This window comes from Lentzea sp. NPDC020367 (genome assembly GCF_044387305.1).
Classification (GTDB): Bacteria; Actinomycetota; Actinomycetes; order Mycobacteriales; family Pseudonocardiaceae; genus Lentzea.
Genome location: NZ_JBIRVV010000001.1, coordinates 261,620 through 282,348, shown reverse-complemented (window position 1 = coordinate 282,348; position 20,729 = coordinate 261,620). Strand labels below are relative to the sequence as shown.

Sequence of the window (20,729 nt, the reverse complement as noted above, 5' to 3'; positions counted from 1 at the left end):
ACGGCCGGTCGGGCAGCCGACGCGGAGGCGGCCTGCGGTCGCGGCGAGGGGAACCGCCGAGCAGGGTGCTCGCACCGGCCGCACGGTCCTTTGTGGATCTTGACGTATTCACACAGTACGAACGTCGTGGGCCGGAAGGCCGCTCCACCACCGTGCGTAACGTTTGTAGACCTGAGGTTCCCGATCACCGAGGAGCTTGCGCAGCGCTGCGGCCTCCTCCGCCAGTCCGGCCCATTGTTCCTCGTCCAGGGCGTGGAACGCGGTCGCTTCAACGCCTCCGTCCTCGGTGGGACGCCACACTCCGGCCACGTGGCCGTCGACGAGAAGTGTCGGCAGCGTGTCACCGTTGTTGCGGATGACGAGCTTGCGGTATTCGTCCGGAATGATCCGGCTGCGGTCGGCGTAGGCGAGCAACGTGCTGTCCCACATGGCCATCAGCCGCGGCGGTGCCGGGGTGTCTTCGTCCGGGATCGTCCGATCGGGAATGTCGTAGAGGTCGCCGTGCTGAACGAGGTCCAGCAACGCCAGCGCTTCCCGGATCGTGGTGCGCGGCAGCATGCTGAACTGGTTCATGTCGAGGACGGTCGCGGGCCCGAAGCCGGCGAGGTAGCGGCGCAGCATCTCGGCGACGGCCGCCATCCGTTCGCGGGGCTCGGCCGCCACGGCCTGATAGGACGGTCGCAGCCCGAACGACCACGGCCCGCCCGTCGGCGCGTGCACGAGGCCGCCGTAGGTCCGCAGCGCCCACCAGACGCCGGGTTCACCGACGTCGCCGACGTGCGAGTGCAGCAGTTCCTCGATCTCCGGCTTCTGCCGGGGTGTCGCCGCGAACTCCAGCAGGTGTTCCAGCAGTGCGTCGGCCTGCTCGATCGTGACGTTCATGGACTTGAACCGCTTGTCGTACAGCCGTGACGCCCTCAACGCGGGCAGCATCGCGTGGTGGAACACCTCGTGGTCCGCGGCCGTGACGGCGTGCAGGGTGATCCGCATCAGCGATGCCTTGCGGACCACCCCGCTCGTGAACGCCTCGTCCAGATCAGCGGGGTCGAAGCCCTCGATCCGGTTCCACAGCGCGATGTACGGCGACGCGGGTTCCTGCGCCTGGATCGCCACGACCCGCTCCACGGCCGTCAGCAGGTCGACCGGTTCGCGCCGCAGCAGCATCTGCCGGTCGAGCGTGGCGCGGTTGAGCTGACGTGCCGTGAAGGTCATGCCGGGAATCCTGACTCACCGCAGCTTCGACGGCCACCAGATTCGCCCGCCGATGTCCACCGACAGCGCCGGCACGAGCAACGACCGCACCAGCAACGTGTCCAGCAGCACGCCGAACGCCACGATGAACGCGATCTGCGTCAGGAACAGGATCGGCAGCACGGCGAGCGCCGCGAACGTGGCCGCCAGCACCACACCCGCCGACGTGATCACGCCACCGGTCAGGCTGAGTCCTCTGAGCGTGCCTTCGACCGTCCCGAGTTGCTGGGTCTCTTCACGGACGCGGGTCATCAGGAAGATGTTGTAGTCGATGCCCAGCGCCACGAGGAACACGAACCCGAACAGCGGCACCACGGGATCAGCGCCCGGGAAGTCGAAGACGTGGTTGAACACCAGCGCCGACACGCCCATCGTGGCCGCGAACGACAGCACGACCGTCGCGATCAGCAGCAACGGCGCCAGCAGCGACCGCAGCAGCAGGGCCAGGATCAGGAAGATCACGAGCAGCACGATCGGGATGATCAGCGCTCGGTCGTGCTCGGACGTGGTCCTGGTGTCGAGCAACGTCGCCGTCGGCCCGCCCACCTTCGTGCCGTCGATGCCGTCCACGGCCGCACGAAGCCGTTGCACGGTCTCGACCGCGGCGTCGGAGTCCGGCGCGTCCTTCAGCGTGGCCTCGATCCGCACGAGCCCGTCGGCCGTTCCGGACGGTCGCACGTCCGCGACACCGTCCACCTTGGACTTCTGCACGACCTCGGCGGTCTGGCTCTCGGCCGTGATGATCACGGTCGGCGAGCCGGTGCCGCCGGGGAAGTGCCGCGACAGCACCTCCTGTCCCGCAACGGACTCGACCGGCGTCAGGAACACGTCGGACTGCGCGGTGCCGGAGGCCTTGAGCTGCGGCAGGAACGCGGCGCCGGCGAGCAGCACCAGCGACGTGACAATCCAGATCGCGCGAGGCTTGCGGCGCACGAGGTTCGCGACGCGGCCCCAGAGCCCGCTGGTCTCGGGGTGCTTCGAGCCGAACTTCGGTGCGAACGGCCAGAAAGCGCCCCGTCCGAGCAGTGCCAGCGTCGCCGGCAGGAACGTCATCGTGGTCAGCAGCGCGGCGCCGATGCCGATGGCCGCGACCGGCCCGAGGCCCTTGTTCGAGTCGAGGTCGCTGAACAGCAGGCACAGCACGCCGAGGATCACCGTGCCGGCCGAGGCCGCGATGGGTTCGATCGTGCCGCGCCAGGCCAGGCGGATGGACTCGTACTTGTCCTGCGTGTCGCGCAGTTGCTCGCGGAACCTGGACACGAGCAGCAACGCGTAGTCCGTCGCGGCGCCGAAGACCAGGATCGAGAGGATGCCCTGGCTTTGCCCGTTCAACGCCAGCACGTCATTCTTCGCGAGCAGGTACACGACGAAACTGGCCAGGCCGAGCGCGAACACCGCCGACACGAGCACGACGAGCGGCAGCAGCGGACTTCGGTAGACCACCAGCAGGATCAACGCGACCACGGCGCCCGCGACGATCAGCAGCAGCCCGTCGATCCCGCCGAACGCCTCGACGAGGTCCGCCACCTGCGCGGCTGGGCCCGTGACCAGCACCGTCAGCCCCTGCGGAGCGCCACGCGTGCCGTCGCGGAGCTGGAAGACCGAGTCCTTGACGTCGTTGCCCGGGTCGAGCAGCACGACGATCTGGGCGGCGTCCTTGTCGTTCGGCGCGGAGATGACCGGCGACGCCTGGAAGCCCTTGGCCTGGTCGGCGAGGTACTTCCGGTCCTCTTCGGTCAGTCCGCCGGACCGTTCGATCACGACGATCGCCGGGATCGCGGTCTCGCGCTGGAACTTCTTCTGCAGCTCGGCGACCTGAGTGGACTCGGCGGAGTTCGGGAGGAACGCACTGCTGTCGTTCTCCGCGACCTCCGACAGCTTGCCCGCGTACGGCCCGGTGAAGCCGCCCAGGGCCAACCAGACGACGAGCAGTACCCCGGCGAGGACTCGCATCACGCATTCCTTCGATCGTCGAACGTTTCGATGGCCGAAACAGTAAGCTGTGACCGTGAGCGACGCAAGTGACTACGACCTGAGCATGATGCTGCGCGCTTTGGTGATGGAGTCGAACCGATTCCTGGAGATCTTCAGCGCCGCGCACGCCCTGCACCCGACGGACATGACAGCGCTGAACCTCATCATGACGGGTCCCATGACACCCGGCACGCTGGCGAAGGCCCTGAACCTGAGCGCGTCGGCCACGACGTCCGTGCTGGACCGGTTGGAGAAGGCCGGTCACGTGACGCGCGAGCGCGACCCGGACGACCGCCGCCGGGTCGAACTCCAGGTGCTCGACCGGGCGACGGCGCTGGCGGCGACGTTCTTCCAGCCGCTGGCCCGCGAGTACGCGGCGGTGTGGGGCGAGATGAGCGACGCGGACCGTCAGGTCGTTCTTCGGTTCCTCGTGGCCACGACCGAGGCGACGGCCCGCGTGCGCGACGCGGTCAGCTGAGTCGTCCCGGCGGCAGCGTCCGTCCGCAGACCAGCAGCAACAGGTCCTGGGCCAGCCCTCGGACGGGTTCTCCCCCGCCGAACGTCCAGTCCAGGTCGGTGGCCTCCAGCCGTTTGCCGTCCAGGTCGGCGCCGAAGTACTTGACGTTGCCGGGCTTCATGCCGTCCAGGACGATTTTCAGCCGTTCGTGCGGGACTTTGCGGTCGATGCCCAGCGCGGTGGTGATGTCGAGGCCGTGGATGACGTCGTGCGAGAGCGCGCCTGCCGGACCGCCGCCCGGTGGCGTCCACGGGTGGTCGATGTTGTTCTTCAGCGCGCCGAGCAACTCCGCGGTGGGGAGCTGAGCGTCCTTGCGGGCCATGCGGTCGGAGGCGTGGTTGAAGCGGCCGGCGGACTTCAGGATTTCCAGGACCACTCGCGTGCCGGAGGAGCGGAACGGCAGTGTCGTGTGCGCGACGACGTGCTTGACGGTCCAGCCTTCGCACAGGCTCGGCGCGTTCCACTGGTCCTCGGTGAGGCCGCTCAGAAGTTCGGCCTGATCTCGTCGTTCCGCCGCCACCGCGGCGCGGATGTCTTCAGTCATGCCTGTTGTACGCACCGGCCGCCGGGAACTCATCGGTGGCGGCTGAACGGTCCGGTGAGAACAAGACTGTTACTGCGCGAATCCGCCGTGCACCCTCGTCGTCACCGATCGCCGAACAGCTGGGAGTTCTGGGGTGCCGACCAGCAACGAGGACGAGCTCGTCGCCGAGCAGGAGTACGTGACCGCGCTGTACGCCAGGCTGGACGCCCTGCGCGAGCAGGCCCGGCGGTCGACCGGCGAGGCGGGGGTCTGGCGGAGAGAACTGGCCCGCCTGGATGCCGCGGAGGACGGACTGTGCTTCGGGCGGCTGGATCTGCGGGACGGGCGCCGCGTCTACATCGGCAGGCTGGGGATGTTCGAGGACGACGAGCCGCTGCTGCTCGACTGGCGCGCACCGGCGGCCCAGCCGTTCTACACCGCGACCATGGCCGACTCGCAGGACGTGCGACGGCGGCGGCGCATCACGACGCGTGGCAGGACCGTCCTGGCGCTGGACGACGACCTGCTCGATGCCGACACTGCCGACCAAGCCGGCCTGGTCGGCGAGGCCGCGTTGCTGGCGGTGCTGACGGCGGAGCGGACCGGGCGGATGCGCGACGTCGTGACGACGCTGCAGGCGGAGCAGGACCGGATCGTCCGCGACGGGCACGGCGGGGTGCTGGTGGTGCAGGGCGGTCCGGGGACGGGCAAGACGGCGGTCGCGCTGCTGCGGCTGGCGTTCCTGCTGTACACGCGTCCGCACCTGCGCACTCGGGGCGTGCTGGTCGTCGGGCCCAGCGAGGTCTTCCTGGACTACATCGGGCAGGTGCTGCCCGGCCTGGGCGAGCACGCCGTGGTGACGGCGACCATCGGCCTGCTGCGCCCGGAGATCCAGGTCGGCCGCACGGACTCGCCCGACGTCGCCGAACGCAAGGGCCGCGCCGGCATGGCGGCCCGGATCGCCGCCGCGGTGCGGGCTTCGGTGCCTGCTCCCGGCGAGCCGGTCGAGGTGGAGTTCGAGCAGCAGGTGGTGCGGCTGGATCCGTCAGGCCACCAGGACGCCCTGGACGTGGCCTTCCGCAGCGGGTTGCCGCACAACCAGGCCAGGCTGGTGTTCCAGCGGCGGGTCGTCGACCTGCTCGCGCGCCGCCTGATCGACGAGATGGAGAACGTGGTGTTCACCGACACCGGCGAGGCCATCGACGGCGGCGATGCCGACGGCCGGCTCAGCGCGGCCGAACTGCGCGCGCTGGCCGCCGCTGGGGTGGTGCTCGGCCAGGACGAGGACCCGGACGGTCCGCGGCACCTGCTCGACGAGGTCGACGCCACCCGGCTGTGCGGCGCGTTGTCGGCGGACGCCGGGGTGGCCCGCGTGCTGGACGGGCTGTGGCCGCCGCTGACCGCGAGGGACGTGGTGACCGGGTTGGTCGGCGGGGCCGGTCGCTGGAGTGCGGCGGACGTCCCGCTGCTGGACGAGGCCGCCGCGCTGATCGGGGAGAACGGCCGGGCGACGTTCGGGCACGTCGTCGTCGACGAGGCGCAGGAGCTGTCCGAGATGGCCTGGCGGATGGTGATGAGGCGGTGTCCCAGCAGGTCGATGACGATCGTCGGCGATCTCGCGCAGACCAGCGACCCGGCCGGTGCGTCGTCGTGGGATCGCGTGCTGCGGCCGCACGTGGACGATCGCTGGCGGCTCGCCCAGCTCACGGTCAACTACCGGACCCCGGCGGAGATCATGGACGCCACCGCCGACCTGTTCGCCGCGCACCACCCCGGCCTGCTCCCTCCCCGTTCCGTACGCGCCACCGGTGAACCGCCCTGGCGCCGAGGCGTCGCGCTCGCCGAACTTCCGGGGGTCGTCGCGGGTCTCGCGGCCGCGTCGGCGGGCGGCCAGTGCGCGATCATCACCCCTGCGGCCCACGTCGCCGTGCTCGGCCAGGCGCTGCGCTTCACCACGCCACCCGCGATCACCGATCCGGTCGTTCTGCTGACGCCGGCGGAGGCCAAGGGACTGGAGTTCGACTCCGTGCTGGTCGTCGACCCGGCCGCGATCCTCGCCGCACCGTTGGGGCACAACGATCTCTACGTCGCCATGACGCGGGCCACCCGGCGGCTCGGGATCGTGCACCCCGGCCCGGTGCCGGACGAACTGGCGCGGATCCGCGTAGGGTCCGGTGCGTGATCGAGACGCTGGAGCCGTTCCGGGTCGAGCTGACCGGCTACTGCTACCGCATGCTCGGCTCGGGCTTCGAGGCCGAGGACGCCGCGCAGGAGACACTCGTGCGCGCGTGGAAGGCGTTCGACAGCTACGACTCCGCACGCGCGTCACTGCGGACCTGGCTCTACCGGATCGCCACGAACATCTGCATCGACATGCAGCGCAGCGCCCAACGCCGCGCCCTGGCCGTCGACCTGGGACCGTCCGGCGGAGATCTCGGGGCTCCCCTGCTGGAGAACGTCTTCGTACAGCCCGTTCCCGACGCGCTGGTGCTGCCGGAAGACCAGGCGATCCGCCGCGAGACCGTGCGGCTGGCGTTCGTGGCGGCGTTGCAGCACCTGCCCGCGCGCCAGCGAGCCGTGCTGATCCTGCGCGATGTGCTGGCGTGGCAGGCATCCGAGGTCGCCGCGCTGCTGGACATCTCGGTGGCGGCGGCGAACAGCGCGTTGCAACGGGCACGCGCGACATTGCCGGTCGTGGACGCCGGCGAGCCTTTCCTGCCCTCCGATCCCGCGCAGAAGTCGCTGCTGAGCCGCTACTGCGAGGCGTTCGAACGGCACGACGTGAAGACGCTTGTGGCTTTGTTGCACGAGGACGCGACGATGTCGATGCCGCCGTTCAGCTGGTGGCTGCGAGGGCGTGGGCCGATCTCGGTGGCGTTGAGCGATCCTGGCGCTGCCTGTGTGGGTGCTTGGCTGGTGCCGGTGCGGGCCAACGGGTCGCCCGCGTACTGGCAGATGCGGCCGGGGATCTCGCAGCCGTTCGGGCTGGTGTTCCTGGACGTGCGGGGTGGGCTGGTGACCGGTTGCACGACGTTCTTGAACGTGGAGGAGTTGCTGCCTTTGTTCGGCGCACCTCCGATGAGTTCCGGGCAGTCGTCCCGTATCCCTGTGGACGACTAGGAGGATTTCATGGCCATCCAGCCCATCATCGTGACGCCCGGCCTCGACCGGATGCAGGCGTTCTACGAGCAGGTCCTCGGAGCGCGCGAGGTGTATTCGTACCCGCCGGACGGTCCGGTGTTCTACCGAACGCTGAAGATCGGCGACGCGGAGCTCGGGCTCGTCGCCGAGCCCGCTGACCTGTCCGCGCCGCCGCGCATCGCGCTGAGCATCGGAGTGGCCGACGTCGATGCGTTGCTGCCGTTGGTCGAGGCCGCGGGCGGGCGCGTGCAGGGGCCGCCGAACGACATGCCCTGGGGGCAGCGTGTGGCGCACGTGTTCGATCCGGACGGGAACCCGGTCAACCTGACCCAGGAGCTCTAGGGACGTTGACCCTGCTGCAGGCGTGGCCTCTGCCTGCGGGTGTGGCCTCTGCTGCAGGCGTGGCTCCTTCTTCAAGCGTGGTCCAGAACGGTGCCGGACACGTCCGGGGTATCGCGCCGTGGTTGTCGCGGTCACCGTGGTTGTCGCGGCATCTGCAAGCACCACCGACACAGATCGAATCTTCTGCGACCACGCCCCTGCCGAGTGGCTCAAGATCTCAAGTTGTCCACAGGCTTGCGGTTCGCTGACCTGCGTCTTCGCTGATCACGGTAGCCTGTGGACAGAGCGGGAACCGGAATCGCGATCTGTTCGTTCCGCATAAGAGGAAGCGCGGGGGGCGAGGAGTCAGGTCGGGCCGGGCCGCCGGGATGGGACCTCGTCATCGGTCGGGTCAGGCCTCGTCGCCGGTCGGGTCAGGCCACACCGCCGGTCGGATCAGGCCTCGTCATCGGTCGGGTAGGGCCGGGCCGCCGGGATGGGACCTCGTCATCGGTCGGGTCGGGCCACCGGATCGGCCAAGTCGGGACAGTGCCCGTCACGACCGCCCGATCGTTCTAGTCTGGCTGACATGATCCGGATCGTGCCGTCGGACGAGGTGCCGTGGGAGGACGTCGAGGCGATCTTCGACAGCTCCGAGCCCGGCAAGTGCCACTGCCAGCGGTACAAGGTGAAGGGCTGGGCGTGGCGCGACTCGACGCTCGACGAACGCGTCGCCGCGCACGAGGAGCAGTCCGCGCGTGGCAGCGGCCTCGTGGCCTATGTGGACGAACAGCCCGCCGGGTGGGTGGCGGTCGAGCCGCGGTGTGACTACGCGAAGCTGCTCGACATGCCCATTCCGTGGAAGGGCCGCGCCGAGGACAAGGACGACGACGGCGTGTGGGCCGTGACGTGTTTTGTGGTGCGCAAAGGGTTCCGCAAGCAAGGGCTCACCTACGAGCTGGCGGCGGCGACCGTGGAGCACGCGCGCAAGCACGGGGCCCGGGCCGTCGAGGCGTATCCGATGGTCGCCGCGCCTGGGCAGAACGTCACGTGGGGCGAGTTGCACGTCGGTGCGCGGCAGGTGTTCGAGGAGGCCGGGTTCGCGCAGGTGACGCACCCGACGAAGCGGCGGTTCGTGATGAGGGTGGACTTCTGATGCGGTTCGACGAGATCGTCATCCAGACTGAGCGGGGCGATGTTCCGGCGCTGGCCGCGGGCGATGGGCCGGTCGTCGTGTGCTGGCATGGGTTCCCAGACCACCCGGCGTCGTTCGGGCCTCTCGCCGAACGGCTGGTCGCCGCCGGGCGCCGGGTGGTCGCGCCCTTCCTGCGCGGGCATCACCCGTCGACGGTGGACCGACTGACGTTCAGCGACGGGCTGACGCTGGCCGCGGACGCCGCCGCGGTGAACTCGGCGCTGGGTGGGGCGGTCGACGTGATCGGGCACGACATCGGGGCCGGAGTGGCCGGGCGGCTCGCGGCCGTCAGGCCCGACCTGGTTCGGCGGGTGGTCACCATGTCGGTGCCGCCGCCGGCGACGCTGGGGCGGATCTTCGACGAACCCGCGCAGCAGCAACGGTTCTTCTACCTGTTCCTGTTCCAGGTGCCCAGGGTCGGTGAGGCGCTGCTGAACGACAAGTTGATCGACTACCTGTGGCGCACCTGGTCACCGGGTCTGGACGTGCCGGACTACGTCAGCGACATGTACGCGGATCCGGCGATCCGGGCCAACGCGCTGAAGCTGTACCGGGCCAACTTCGACCGGTCGTTGCACGATCCCGAGCTCGCCGATCTGGCCAAGCGAGCCGAGAAGCCCGCGGAGGTCCCGATGCTGGTGCTGGCCGGCGCCCAGGACGGGTGCATCACGCCGGACAACTACGCCGACGCCGCCACGGGTCTCGCGCCCGGTTCGCGGGTCGAGATCGTGGCGGGCGGCGGGCACTTCCTGCAGTTAGACAGCACCGACGAGGTCGCGGCGCTGGCCCTTGACTGGCTGGGCTGACTTGCGGATCCGGCCCCACGGCTTGAATACCGACAGGACGTAGGCGAACAGCAGCAGGGTGGGCGCGACTACTACCGGGTGGATGAGTCCCGAAGGGATCACGGCGGTCGGGTCGCCCGCCAGCATGCGCCGGCCGATCCGGGCGGCCTCCGCCACGCCGGGACGGAGTGCGAACGCGATCAGCAGGGACATGCCTACGTTCAGCACCAGCTTGATCGCGACCCACCAGTACCTGACCAGGCCGTACTTGCTGCCGACGCCGAGCACGACGCCGGAGATCATGCAGACGACGCTGGCACCGAACATCGGCCAGATCGCGAAGAGGTCCACCGCCTGGATCGCGACGCCCGCGATGCCGGCGTCCTCAGTGGACAGTGCGATCACGACGAGGATCCCCAGCGCGAGGTCGATGCCGAGCCACGCCGCCGCCGACAGGACGTGCACGAGCAGCACGGCCTTGCGGGCGCGGCCACTGAGCTTGCGGGTGGTAGCCATTGCTCTCCCTCTCTCGTGGTGTCGAGATCCATGCTCGTCACCACGAGGGGCGGCATCATCCGCTCACGTTCTGATCTCGCCTACGTCAGATTGCGTACGAAGAGCATCAGGCCAGGCCGAACTTCTCGGCGTGCACCTGGCCGCGAGGCACGTTCAACTGACGCAATCCGCTCAGCACGGCCGCGGTCATCGCCGGCGGGCCGCAGACGTACACGTCGCGGAGCACGACGTCGGGCACCAGCTGGTGCAGGGCGCCCGGTTCGAACGGCCGGGCTCCCTGGCCGGTGCGGCCGGTGAGCAGGTGCAGCCGGCCTCGGCGGGCCGCGACGAGTTGGCGCAACTCGTTCAGCAGCACGGCCTCGCGCTCGTCACGCACCCGGTAGAGCACGACGAAGTCGCCGGGGACGTGCTCCTGCAGCAGAGCGCGGATAGGGGTGACGCCGACGCCGCCCGCGATCAGCAGCACGCCCGGCCGGGTTCGGTGCAGTGACGTGAACGCCCCGTACGGGCCTTCGACGAACACGCGCGTCCCGACCTGGAGGGTGCGCATGCCCGCGCTGCCCTTGCCGACGGACTTGGCGGTCAGCCGCAGCGTGCGGCCGTCGGGCTCGGCCGACAGCGAGAACGGGTTCGCGAGCCACCAGTGGCGGTGTCCGGGGAACCGCCAGATGCAGAACTGGCCGGACTTCGCGGCCAGCCGGTCGAGGTGTTGTCCGGTCACGTACACCGACACCGCGTCGGGCGACTCCGGCACGACGGCCGCGACCCGGAACCGGTGGCGGGAGTTGAGGATCAGCGGCGTCACGATCCGGCCCGCGACCAGCGAGCCGAAGGCGAACAGCCACAGCGCCCACCAGTAGACCATCGCGAACACCGACGACTTGAACGTCGTGGTCTCCAGCAACTGGTGGACGAACGCGAGCCCGAGCGCCAGGTACAGCAGCAGGTGCAGGCCGTGCCAGGTCTCGTACTGCAGTCGCCGCCGGATCGCCCGCGTCGAGACGACCCCGATCACCACGATGGTCGTCGCCGCGAGCATGCCGAGCAGCGAGGCGGGAACGCCAGCCAGCGCGAGGAACGTCTTCCCCATCGACGCGTCGTCCAGCGTCGCGTAGCCCAACACGACGATCGTGGCATGCGTGAGCACGGTCCACAGAAGAAGAAAACCGGTCCACCGGTGCCACACCGTCAGGCGGTCCATGCCGATGCGCCGGTCCAGCCACGGCAGCCGGGCGACCAGCAGCAACTGGAACATCATGATCAGCGCGGCGTGCAGGCCGAAGAACTTCGCGACGGTGAGAACCTCGTTCTTGCCCGCGCCCGCGGTCAGGAAGAGGAACTCGACGATCGCCAGGTTCACGACGACGAACGTCCACAGCGCCAATCGCGCCCAGGTGACCGGGGCCAGACCGTTGCGGCGCGAGTTCGTCGTCACCAAGCCCACCTCTCACGGCGATGTGAAGCCGGGACAGTATGAGTTCCCGACGGCTTCAGCCGCCAGGCGTGACGATCCCTCTCTCGTAGGCGAACACGACGGCGTGCGTGCGGTCGCGCAGACCGAGCTTGGTCAGCACGCGGGAGACGTGCGTCTTCACGGTGGTCTCCCCCAGGAACAACGTCGCGGCGATCTCCGCGTTGGACGCGCCCTTGGCCAGTTCCACCAGCACCTCGAACTCACGGTCGGTGAGCTCCGGCGGGCGCGTGCGTTCCCTTGGCGCCGTGCTGAAGCGGGCGATCACCCGTCGTGTCACCTCGGGCGAGAGCAACGCGTCCCCGCGCGCGACGACCCGCACGGACTCCACGAGGTCTTCCGGCGAGGCGTTCTTCAGCAGGAACCCGCTCGCGCCCGCCTGCAGCGCCTCGAAGAGGTAGTCCTCGCGGTCGAACGTGGTCAGGATGACGACTCGGGTGCCTTGACCCGCGGAAAGGATGTGGCGGGTGGCTTCCAGGCCGTCCATGCGCGGCATCTGGACGTCCATCAGGACGACGTCGGGGCGCAGCGACGCGACGAGTTCCACGGCCTGGGCGCCGTCGCCCGCCTCGCCGACGACCTCGATGCCGGGCTCGGTGCCGAGGATGACCCGGAATCCGGCGCGGACCAGGTCCTGGTCGTCGGCCAGCACGACTCGCAAACTCACGCCTTCTCCTCCACCACGGTCGGCAGTGACGCACGGACCAGATAGCCCGCGTCACGCCGTGGACCTACTTCCAGCGAACCGCCGTGCACGGCAAGACGTTCGCGCATACCGACGAGCCCGAATCCCGGATTCGTGGACGCGCCACGGCCACGGCCGTCGTCCGCGATCTCCAGTTCCAGAGCGCTGTCCAGGAACCGCATCCGCACGTCGACGTGGTGCGCGCCGGCGTGCTTGACCACGTTCGTGAGTGCTTCCTGCACGACGCGATAAGCCGACAACGCAACACCGGGTGGCACGTCGCGAGGTGCGCCATAGACGCCGTGCGAGACATCAAGACCGGCCGCGCGGGCGCTGTCGAACAGTTCCGGCAGGTCGTCCAGGCCGGGCGCCGCCTTCAGATCGGGCTCCGCGTCGGCCCGCAGCACTCCCAGCAGGCCGCGCAGTTCGCTGATCGCGGTCCGGGCGGTCTGTTCGACGGTCTGCAACGCGTCGCGGGCCATGACGGGATCGGAGTCGAGGACCCGGCGCGCGGCACCGGCCTGGATGCCCATCACGGACACGTGGTGCGCCACGACGTCGTGCAGGTCGCGGGCGATGCGCATGCGTTCGGCGGCGATGGCGCCGCGGGTGTTCTGTTCCTGCGAGCGGCGCAGCTCCTCGGCCTGGAACTCCAGCTGGGCCCGGCGCCGGGCTCCCGACCAGGCCATCTCCCCCACCACGTAGGCGAGCATGAAGAAGAAGATGTTGAACTCCAGTCCGTAGAGGACGGAGGCGAGCACCGGGTCCATCGGCCCGGCGGCGTCCTTGAAGTCGCCCTTGGGGCCGAGCAGGGACCGCACGAGGTTGAACCCGAGCCACAGGAACATCGCGCCGATCACGCCGATGCGGGACCAGCGGGCGAGACGGCGGTTCCGCTCCCACGCGCCGACCGTGTAGATCGCGAGGAACAGGATCGCGGAGGGCACCAGGGTGTCGCCGGCGCGGTTGATCTGCGCCGCGATGAACAGGGCCGACACCACGAGCATCACGGCCAGCGGGTAGCGGCGGCGCACGACCAGCGGCACGGACAACGCGAGCACCCAGGCGAGCTGCGCGGCCAGACCGGGCGGGTCCCGGAAGACGTACGCACCCATGCTGTTGACCAGCGTGGTGACCTCGACGGCGCACAGCAGCACGATCACGGCGATGCCGATGTCGCGCCGCCGTTGCGCGGGCGTCGGGCCTGGCCGCCGCCACTCGTTCCACACGGGCTCTTCCACCCGATCACGGTACCCGGCACGCGTTTTGCATCGGAAATCGAAGCAGTTCACCCCGCGGGGGTGTTCCGGGCCACAAAATTGGACGACCCCCGTCCCCCTGTTCAATACTGCGGCCCCGCCGCTGATTCATTTCTCCTGCGACAAGGCCTGGAATGTCCATTCGTCAGCTGTTCTTGCCCACTGTCCTCCTACTGGCGGCGCTCACCGGCTGCGCGGGGAATGACCAGATGAATCAGCCGGTCAGGACCGGCCCTGGCATCACCGACGAGGCAATCTCACTCGGCGTCCTGACCGACATGACCGGTCCCTTCAAAGGGACTTCAGTTCTCCGGATTCGCGGATATGAACTTTATCTGGACCAGGTCAACAAACGCGGCGGCGTGTGCGGACGGCGTATCGAACTGAAGCAGAAGGACCACGCCTACGACGTTCAGAAGGCACTGGACGGCTATTTCGAGCTCGAGCCGCAGGTGCTGGGATTCATCGACGTGACCGGCCAGCCGATGACGGCGGCGATCGAGCCCGACCTGATGCAGACGCGGGCGCTCACCGTGCCCGGCTCGTGGGCCGCCTCCCTGCTGGGCAACCCGCACATGATGATCGTCGGCACCACCTACGACCTCGACATCATCAACGGCCTCGACCACCACAAGCGCAAGGGCTCGCTGAAGGACGGCGACACGATCGGTCACCTTCACCTCAAGGGCAGCTTCGGTGAGAACGCGCTGGAGGGCAGCCGGTTCGTCGCAGAGAACTGGGGCATGAAGATCTCGGAGCAGGCGGTCACCGAGACGACGGCGAACCTCACCACCCAGATCGCCGCGCTGAAGGCCGCCGACGCCAAGGTCCTGGTGCTCAGCCTGACGCCGCCGCAGACCGCCGCGGCCGTCGGGATCGCCGCACAACTCGGCTGGACCGTGCCGATCCTGTCGAGCGCGGTCAGCTACGACCCGGCGATCATGGAGTCGCCGGTGGCCGCGGTGTTCGCCAAGCAGGTCCTGCTCACGGCACCGGTCGCGCCGTGGAGCGGCGAGGCGCGGGGCGTCCGGGAGCTACGCGACGCCTACGGGCAACGATGGCCGGGCGAACCGGGTTCGCTCAACACCGTGCACGGCTACACGGTCGCGTTGGCGTACGTCGCGGTGCTGGAGAAGGCGTGTGAGAAGAAGGACCTCACGCGTGACGGCGTGCTGCGGGCGTTCCACGAGACCAACTCCATCGACACCCTGGGACTCACCGGCGAGCTGCGCTTCTCGTTGGTGGGACGGCCTTCCGCGACGCAGTCGTACATGAGCAGGCCGGACGCGGCCGTGCCCGGCACCTTGAAGGTCGAGCAGAACCTGTTCGAGTCGGACCTGGTGAAGCTCAAGGGAACACGGGCCCGTTGATCTACGGTTGACCGATGGACCTCAGCCTGACCGTGCTCGGGTGCGCGACGCCGTACCCGAGCACGGACAACCCGTGTTCGGGCTATCTGGTGTCGCACGGCGACACTCGCGTGTGGATGGACGCCGGCACCGGCACGCTCGGCCCGTTGCAGCGCCACACGCGGCTGGAGGACCTGGACGCGATCTGGATCTCGCACCTGCACGCCGACCACAGCGCGGACCTGCTCACCACCTACTACGCCCTGCTGTTCGCGGACGTCGAACGCGAGCCGGTCCCCCTGTACGGCCCGCCCGGCATCGCCGACCGCCTCGCCGGGTTCCTCACCAACGGACCGGTGCGCAGCCCGATCGAGGACGCGTTCGCGATCACCGAACTGCACGACGGCCACCAGGCCGCGGTCGGCTCGCTGCGGCTGACCACGGCGGCGGTCGAGCACGGCATCCCCGCGTTCGGCGTCCGGATCGAGTCCGAGAGCCGCTCGCTGACCTACTCCGGCGACACCGCGGCGTGCCGGAGCCTCGTCGAACTGGCCCGCGGCACCGACGTGCTGCTGTGCGAGGCCGAGAGCGCGGAGAAGACGCCGGACATGGCCCATCACACGCCGGAAGACGCAGGTGAGACGGCATCCCGGGCGGGTGCGGGACGGTTGGTCGTCACGCACGTGGGCCGCTTCCTGACCCCTCAGGAAGCGGTCGCCCGTGCCTCGGCCCGGTACGCGGGGCAGGTCGACCACGCCGCGCCGGGCACCACGTTCAGAGTTGGTTGACGCGGACCAGGTTGCCGGCCGGGTCGCGGAACGCGCAGTCCCGAACGCCCCACGGCTGGTCCTCGGGCTCCTGCAGCACTTCGCCCGCACCCGACGATTCGACCCATGCGCGCGCACGGTCGAACGTGCCCTGTAGGTCCTTGGTGGCGAGCGAAACCGCCGTGTAGACGCCCTTCGCCATGAGAACGGCGATGGTGCGGCGTTCCTCGTCGCTCACGCCGGGGTCGGCGGCGGGCGGGTGCAGCACGATGCCGGTCCCCGGCTGGTCGGGCGGACCGACGGTGATCCAGCGCATGGTGCCCTGGCCGACGTCCTGGCGGACCTCGAAGCCGAGCGCGTCGCGGAAGAAGCCGAGTGACTTCTCGGGGTCGTCTGCGGGCAGGAAGGCCGCGGCGATGATGACTGACATGCCGGTCAACCTAATCGGACGGACCGGTCGCCGCTTCTCGATTCCTGATCGGCCTCATCACGGCCTTGGCCAGGCAGTTCGGGATGCCCTGCCCGTCCTCTCCGGCGACCTTCTTGTACTGACTCGGCGACATGCCGACCAGTTCGGAGAAGCGGGTGCTGAACGTGCCGAGCGACGTGCAGCCGACCTCGAAGCAGACGTCCGTGACGGACATGTCGCCCCGGCGCAGCAACGTCATGGCCCGCTCGATGCGGCGGGTCATCAGGTAGCTGTAGGGCGACTCGCCGAACGCCGCGCGGAACGCCCGCGAGAGATGCCCCGCGGACAGGTGCACCCCGCGAGCCAGCGCCGCGACGTCCAGCGGTTGCCGGTACTCGCGGTCGATCCGGTCGCGGACCTTGCGGAGCAGCAGGAGTTCCTGCAGGCGCGGGTCTTGGGCGGTCACGATGAACAGCCTAAGCCCCGCGCCTGACAGTTTCCTGACTAGTCAGCAGGCACCCTGGTCACGCCAGACGCCCCACTCGCCGGTGGTTCCGGGCTCCTCGCCGGTCGTCCACCACTGGGCACGCCACTTGCGACCGTTGTGCGCCACCTCGTTGCCACCGGTGTAGACCTTGCCGCGCTCCCACGCGGGCAGCGAGCAGGCCGGCGGGTTCGTGGTGGTCGTGGTCGTGGTGGTCGTCGTAGTAGTGGTGGTCGTGGACGTAGTAGTGGACGTCGGCGGGTTGCCGCCGCCGATGCGCGGGTAGTCCGCGGTGATCGCGTACGACTGGCCGCCGAACGTGAACACGAAGTTCGACGGCGTCGAGATCGGCAGCTGGTAGCTGACGGTCACGTCGATCGACGCGCCCGGTGCCAGCGACTGCCACGACGGCAGCGTGAGCTCCGCCTTCTGGAAGTCACCCTTCAGGCCGCCGACGTTGGACCCGCTGTGTCCCTTCGACACGATCTTCAGCCCGAAGCCGGACTGGTCGGCCATGCTGCCCGGCGCGCTGGTGCCGTAGTCGAACGCGATCTTCGTGCCACCGGGGATGGTGACGGTCGAGCGGTTCGTGAACTTGATCTTCGGCGTGATCGGGTAGTTGTTGTCGCCCAACGCGAAGCCGTAGACGTCCACGTCGACCGCGAGGGACTGGGTCTGCTGCGTCGTGGCCTTCTGGGCGCCGTAGGGAGCGGCGCCGTTCAGGCCGGTGTTGATGGTCGACAGCAGCGTGTCGCCGATGAAGTACTCCTTCTTCACGGAGTCGTACTTGTAGTCGCCGGCGAGCTCCCAGATCATGATGCCGCCGAGGCCCTTGTCCTTGACGTACTTGGCCTTCTCCGCGATCGACTGCTCGGTCTCGGTGGAGAGGAACACCTTCTTGTCGTCGTTCCACAGCCACGGCGACTTCAACGTCGAGTCGTAGTACGGCGCGTACGTGCCGGTGAGGCGGTCGGTCGGGTCGTTGACCGGGTCAAGGCCGTACTGCGAGGAGTACGAACCGGTGATCTTGGCTTCCAGGTTCTTGGTGTGCCACAACGGGTTCACACCGGACGGAACCTCGGCGCCACCCGCGGTGACGTCGTGCCAGATGTTGTCGATGCCGGCCGCGCCGTTACCGCACGGCGTGGTCGAGCCGACCGACGAACCGGTGCCGGGCGGGCACTGCGACTGGTTCGGCAGCGGAGCCTTGCCCCACAACCCGTTCGTGCCACCGGTGACGCCCTGCCAGCCGCGCGAGTAGAACGGCACGCCGATGTTGATGCGTCCGGCCTGCATGGAGCCGCGGAAGTAGTGGTACGCCCAGTCGGTGTTCAGGTATCCCATGCCCTCGTACTGACCCGCGCCGTACACGCCGCCGGCCGCGAGCTCCGCGTCCTTGCCGTCGTCGTAGAGAGCCGCGTTCGGGCCGACGAACTGGTTCCACGAACCGTGCAGGTCGTAGCTCATGACGTTGAGGTAGTCGAGGTACTTGGTGACCTGGTACGCCTCCTGGCCGCGCAGCAGCCAGCCGGACGCGGGCACGGCGGCGGTCAGCATGTAGTGCTTGCCGTCGGCGGCACCGGCGCGGTCGAGCTTCTCGCGCAGCGTCTTCATGATCTTGTCGTAGCCGGCCCACAGCGTGCCGCGGTTGGCGTTGGAGATCCAGAAGTCGTCCGGGTTGCCGGCGTGGTTGTTCGACGTCGCGTACTCGTAGTCGATGTCGGCGCCGTTGAAGCCGTACTTGCGCAGGAACTCCACGGTGCTGTCGGCGAACGTGTCGATCGCCGCCTGGTTCTGGCCGAGCTTGTAGAAGCCGCCCGACGCGTTGCGCGTGCCGTCGGCGTTGAAGAAGCCGCCGGTCTCCGCCCAGCCGCCGACCGAGATCAGCGTCTTGACGTTCGGGTACTGCTTCTTGAACTTCGTGAGCTGGTTGAAGTTCCCCTTGTAGGGCAGCGACGGGTCCATCTCGGCGCCGGCGACGCCCGGCCACTCCATGCCGATGGACGAGTTGTTCGCGTTGCTGTCACCGACCGAGATCTTGTTCTGGCCGTCGATGTGCGCGAACGCGTAGTTCAGGTGCGTGACCTTGTTCCAGGGGATGTCCTTGGCGAGGTACCCCGGCTGACCGTTCTTGCCGGTCCGCCAGCTGGTGAAGTACCCGATGACACGTCTGGACTTGTCCCCCATGTTCTCGCGGCCGGCGGTGTCGTAGACCGTGCAGTACGGCGATTCGACACCCGGCGTCTTGTACAGCCCGTCCGGCCGGCAGTCCTCGTGGGCTGCGGCTGCGGTGGGCGCGTTGGTCACGGCTATCACGGTCCCGGCTAGCAGAGCTAGCACCGGGACCACTCTGGCGAGCAGTCGCAAGGGAAAGGACCTCCTGGCTAGGGCGGCGGCCACTGGCAGGAACGGTAAAATGGTCCAGACCTTTGCGTCAATAGTCGATCACTGACAAAAGGTGTCAGTGAATCGGTTTAGCGTCTTTTCCATGAGTGAGAACGATTTCAACTTCCTGCACGGCCACTGGCGGGTCGCCAACCGCAAGATCGCCGACATCGTCGGGCGCGGCACCGAGTGGGTCGAGTTCGAGACGCGGGCCGAGGCCAGACCCCTGCTGGGCGGCGCGGCGATCATCGACAGCGTCTTCGCGGACGACTGGGAGGGCATGACCCTGCGCCAGTACGACCCGGCCGGCGACGTCTGGCGCATCTGGTGGGCCTCCACCCGCGCCCCAGGGCACCTCGACCCGCCGATGGAGGGGCGGTTCGACGACGGCCACGGGGTGTTCTTCGGTGACGACGTGGTCGGCGGACACGCGGTGAAGGTGCGGTTCGACTGGACGGTGGCCGCCGAACCCGTCTGGCAGCAGCAGTTCTCCTACGACAGCGGCGAGACCTGGGAGACGAACTGGGTGATGACGTTCAGCCGCGCCTGACCAGCACGTTCAAGGTTCCGCCATGACCACGTCGGCATCCTGGGACCTCACGCCGAACTGGGGAGGTTCCATGGTGGGCAGGAAGACCGCGGGCGCACTCGCGCTCGCAGCGGTCGCGCTCGTGCTGGGCATAGGCGCGGCGGCGGCCGCGGAGGACAACCGCGACCTCGGCACGACGGCACGCGGGTGACGTCGGAGCACGCCGACGCCACCAAGCCGCCGACGCTGGTCGCGCAGCCCGAAGGCAAGGGGCAGTGACGGGAAGGCCGGGGCACCCGCCCCGGCCTTTCTCTCAGTGGTGGTGCTGGTGGACGACCGCGTGGCCCTTGCCGCGCGCGATCATCCAGCGGTTCACCGGCACCGTCACCACGAACGCGACGGCGAGCGAGAACACCAGCGCCGCCCAGAACACCCAGTTCGCGAGGCCGGCGTTCATCGCGCCGGGCACGAGCAGCATCACCGCGTTGTCGACGACCTCCATGACCGCGATCGACACGGTGTCCGCGGCCAGCGCCACCCCGAGGGCCGCCTTGAACGCGAGACCCGAGCGCAGCACCGGGCGGATCGTCAGCGAGTAGCCGAACACGAACGCGAGCACCACGGACAGCACGACCGTGGCGAGGTTGCCCCAGCCCAGCGCCGTGCCGATGACCATGCCGAGCACCTCGCCGATCGCGCAGCCGGTGAGGCAGTGCAGCGTCGCGGAGATCGCCTGCCTGGTAAGACTCATGACGGGGAGAATACCCCTAGGGGGTACCCGTATCAAGCCCGGTCGTCGTAGGGTGTGCCCCATGACGAGGCGCCGGTTCACCCAATGGGTGCTGCTGTGCGCGCTCGTCTTCTCCGTCGTGGGAATGCACCACGTCGCGGCGGCGGAGACTCCCCACGCCGCGCACACGATGTCCCACCAACAGGAACAGCCCCACGAGCACGACCTGACGCACCTTTGCCTCGCGGTCCTGGTCGCCGCGGCCGTCGTGCTGCTGGGCTGGTTCCTGGTCCAGACGGCACTCCCCCGGCTCGCCGAGCCCGTGGGCGAAACGCCGCCGAGCACCCCTCAACGTCCGCCTCCGGGCGGAAGACAGCTCCTCACGACTCTCTGCGTGCTGCGGAACTGAGTTCGTCAGTCCACCCAGCACTGTCCACA

22 protein-coding genes are annotated in these 20,729 nt (G+C 68.9%); 11 read left to right on the top strand and 11 right to left on the bottom strand.

Annotated elements, in window-relative coordinates; genetic code table 11:
• Positions 1-108: 108 nt before the first annotated feature.
• Positions 109-1,212, bottom strand: a complete 1,104-nt coding sequence (locus tag ACH413_RS01335; protein ID WP_360029619.1) for a winged helix DNA-binding domain-containing protein — start codon at positions 1,210-1,212, stop codon at positions 109-111.
• A 15-nt stretch (positions 1,213-1,227) separates the two neighbouring features.
• The gene (locus ACH413_RS01330; RefSeq protein WP_360029618.1) at positions 1,228-3,204 is read right to left on the bottom strand and encodes an MMPL family transporter; all 1,977 of its coding nucleotides are present in this window, start codon (positions 3,202-3,204) and stop codon (positions 1,228-1,230) included.
• A gap of 55 nt (positions 3,205-3,259) precedes the next feature.
• On the opposite strand from ACH413_RS01330, the gene ACH413_RS01325 reads away from it, so the two are divergent.
• Positions 3,260-3,703: a MarR family transcriptional regulator gene (locus tag ACH413_RS01325; RefSeq protein ID WP_360029617.1), complete on the top strand. Its 444-nt coding sequence runs from the start codon at positions 3,260-3,262 to the stop codon at positions 3,701-3,703.
• Here ACH413_RS01325 and ACH413_RS01320 read toward each other — a convergent pair.
• Positions 3,696-4,286, bottom strand: a complete 591-nt coding sequence (locus tag ACH413_RS01320; protein ID WP_360029616.1) for a maleylpyruvate isomerase family mycothiol-dependent enzyme — start codon at positions 4,284-4,286, stop codon at positions 3,696-3,698. The two genes, ACH413_RS01325 and ACH413_RS01320, sit on opposite strands and share 8 nt — an antisense overlap.
• A 133-nt stretch (positions 4,287-4,419) precedes the next feature.
• Here ACH413_RS01320 and ACH413_RS01315 point away from each other — a divergent pair, with 133 nt between their 5' ends.
• The 5 genes from ACH413_RS01315 (at position 4,420) to ACH413_RS01295 (ending at position 9,728) form a co-directional block, all read left to right on the top strand.
• On the top strand, positions 4,420-6,447 hold the full coding sequence (locus ACH413_RS01315) for an ATP-binding domain-containing protein (protein WP_360029615.1): 2,028 nt from the start codon (positions 4,420-4,422) through the stop codon (positions 6,445-6,447).
• On the top strand, positions 6,444-7,385 hold the full coding sequence (locus tag ACH413_RS01310) for an RNA polymerase subunit sigma-70 (protein ID WP_360029614.1): 942 nt from the start codon (positions 6,444-6,446) through the stop codon (positions 7,383-7,385). Before ACH413_RS01315 ends, ACH413_RS01310 begins: the two co-directional genes overlap by 4 nt.
• Before the next feature lie 9 nt (positions 7,386-7,394).
• The gene (locus tag ACH413_RS01305) at positions 7,395-7,748 is read left to right on the top strand and encodes a VOC family protein (RefSeq protein WP_360029613.1); all 354 of its coding nucleotides are present in this window, start codon (positions 7,395-7,397) and stop codon (positions 7,746-7,748) included.
• Between the two features lie 568 nt (positions 7,749-8,316).
• On the top strand, positions 8,317-8,883 hold the full coding sequence (locus tag ACH413_RS01300) for a GNAT family N-acetyltransferase (RefSeq protein WP_360029612.1): 567 nt from the start codon (positions 8,317-8,319) through the stop codon (positions 8,881-8,883).
• The gene (locus tag ACH413_RS01295) at positions 8,883-9,728 is read left to right on the top strand and encodes an alpha/beta hydrolase (protein ID WP_360029611.1); all 846 of its coding nucleotides are present in this window, start codon (positions 8,883-8,885) and stop codon (positions 9,726-9,728) included. Before ACH413_RS01300 ends, ACH413_RS01295 begins: the two co-directional genes overlap by 1 nt.
• Here ACH413_RS01295 and ACH413_RS01290 read toward each other — a convergent pair.
• From ACH413_RS01290 to ACH413_RS01275, 4 genes are all read right to left on the bottom strand, one after another.
• The gene (locus tag ACH413_RS01290) at positions 9,678-10,223 is read right to left on the bottom strand and encodes a hypothetical protein (RefSeq protein WP_360029610.1); all 546 of its coding nucleotides are present in this window, start codon (positions 10,221-10,223) and stop codon (positions 9,678-9,680) included. The genes ACH413_RS01295 and ACH413_RS01290 overlap by 51 nt on opposite strands.
• A 106-nt stretch (positions 10,224-10,329) precedes the next feature.
• Positions 10,330-11,658, bottom strand: coding sequence for a ferredoxin reductase family protein (locus tag ACH413_RS01285; RefSeq protein ID WP_360029609.1), 1,329 nt, complete (start codon positions 11,656-11,658; stop codon positions 10,330-10,332).
• A 55-nt stretch (positions 11,659-11,713) separates the two neighbouring features.
• The gene (locus ACH413_RS01280) at positions 11,714-12,361 is read right to left on the bottom strand and encodes a response regulator transcription factor (RefSeq protein ID WP_360029608.1); all 648 of its coding nucleotides are present in this window, start codon (positions 12,359-12,361) and stop codon (positions 11,714-11,716) included.
• Entirely contained in the window at positions 12,358-13,620 is a 1,263-nt protein-coding gene (locus tag ACH413_RS01275) for a sensor histidine kinase (RefSeq protein WP_360029607.1), read from the bottom strand. Before ACH413_RS01275 ends, ACH413_RS01280 begins: the two co-directional genes overlap by 4 nt.
• A 152-nt stretch (positions 13,621-13,772) precedes the next feature.
• Here ACH413_RS01275 and ACH413_RS01270 point away from each other — a divergent pair, with 152 nt between their 5' ends.
• Entirely contained in the window at positions 13,773-15,008 is a 1,236-nt protein-coding gene (locus ACH413_RS01270; RefSeq protein ID WP_360029606.1) for an ABC transporter substrate-binding protein, read from the top strand.
• A gap of 14 nt (positions 15,009-15,022) precedes the next feature.
• The gene (locus ACH413_RS01265) at positions 15,023-15,775 is read left to right on the top strand and encodes an MBL fold metallo-hydrolase (RefSeq protein WP_360029605.1); all 753 of its coding nucleotides are present in this window, start codon (positions 15,023-15,025) and stop codon (positions 15,773-15,775) included.
• On the opposite strand, the gene ACH413_RS01260 is transcribed toward ACH413_RS01265, so the two are convergent.
• The 3 genes from ACH413_RS01260 to ACH413_RS01250 are packed head-to-tail and all read right to left on the bottom strand — an operon-like array spanning position 15,762 to position 18,996.
• Positions 15,762-16,184 (bottom strand): VOC family protein, encoded by a 423-nt coding sequence (locus tag ACH413_RS01260; RefSeq protein ID WP_360029604.1) that lies wholly within the window; start codon positions 16,182-16,184, stop codon positions 15,762-15,764. The two genes, ACH413_RS01265 and ACH413_RS01260, sit on opposite strands and share 14 nt — an antisense overlap.
• A 10-nt stretch (positions 16,185-16,194) precedes the next feature.
• Positions 16,195-16,629 carry a helix-turn-helix transcriptional regulator gene (locus tag ACH413_RS01255; RefSeq protein ID WP_360029603.1) on the bottom strand — a complete coding sequence of 145 codons (435 nt, stop codon included), beginning with the start codon at positions 16,627-16,629 and terminating at the stop codon, positions 16,195-16,197.
• 42 nt (positions 16,630-16,671) lie between these two features.
• The gene (locus ACH413_RS01250; RefSeq protein ID WP_396424910.1) at positions 16,672-18,996 is read right to left on the bottom strand and encodes a glycosyl hydrolase family 18 protein; all 2,325 of its coding nucleotides are present in this window, start codon (positions 18,994-18,996) and stop codon (positions 16,672-16,674) included.
• Positions 18,997-19,135: 139 nt separating this feature from the next.
• Here ACH413_RS01250 and ACH413_RS01245 point away from each other — a divergent pair, with 139 nt between their 5' ends.
• The gene (locus tag ACH413_RS01245) at positions 19,136-19,582 is read left to right on the top strand and encodes a hypothetical protein (RefSeq protein WP_360029601.1); all 447 of its coding nucleotides are present in this window, start codon (positions 19,136-19,138) and stop codon (positions 19,580-19,582) included.
• A gap of 22 nt (positions 19,583-19,604) precedes the next feature.
• Entirely contained in the window at positions 19,605-19,772 is a 168-nt protein-coding gene (locus tag ACH413_RS01240) for a hypothetical protein (RefSeq protein ID WP_360029600.1), read from the top strand.
• A 102-nt stretch (positions 19,773-19,874) separates the two neighbouring features.
• Here the strand turns inward: ACH413_RS01240 and ACH413_RS01235 are convergent, their stop codons facing one another.
• Positions 19,875-20,312: a DUF4396 domain-containing protein gene (locus ACH413_RS01235; RefSeq protein WP_360029599.1), complete on the bottom strand. Its 438-nt coding sequence runs from the start codon at positions 20,310-20,312 to the stop codon at positions 19,875-19,877.
• A gap of 61 nt (positions 20,313-20,373) precedes the next feature.
• Here ACH413_RS01235 and ACH413_RS01230 point away from each other — a divergent pair, with 61 nt between their 5' ends.
• On the top strand, positions 20,374-20,700 hold the full coding sequence (locus ACH413_RS01230) for a hypothetical protein (RefSeq protein WP_360029598.1): 327 nt from the start codon (positions 20,374-20,376) through the stop codon (positions 20,698-20,700).
• Positions 20,701-20,729 lie beyond the last annotated feature (29 nt).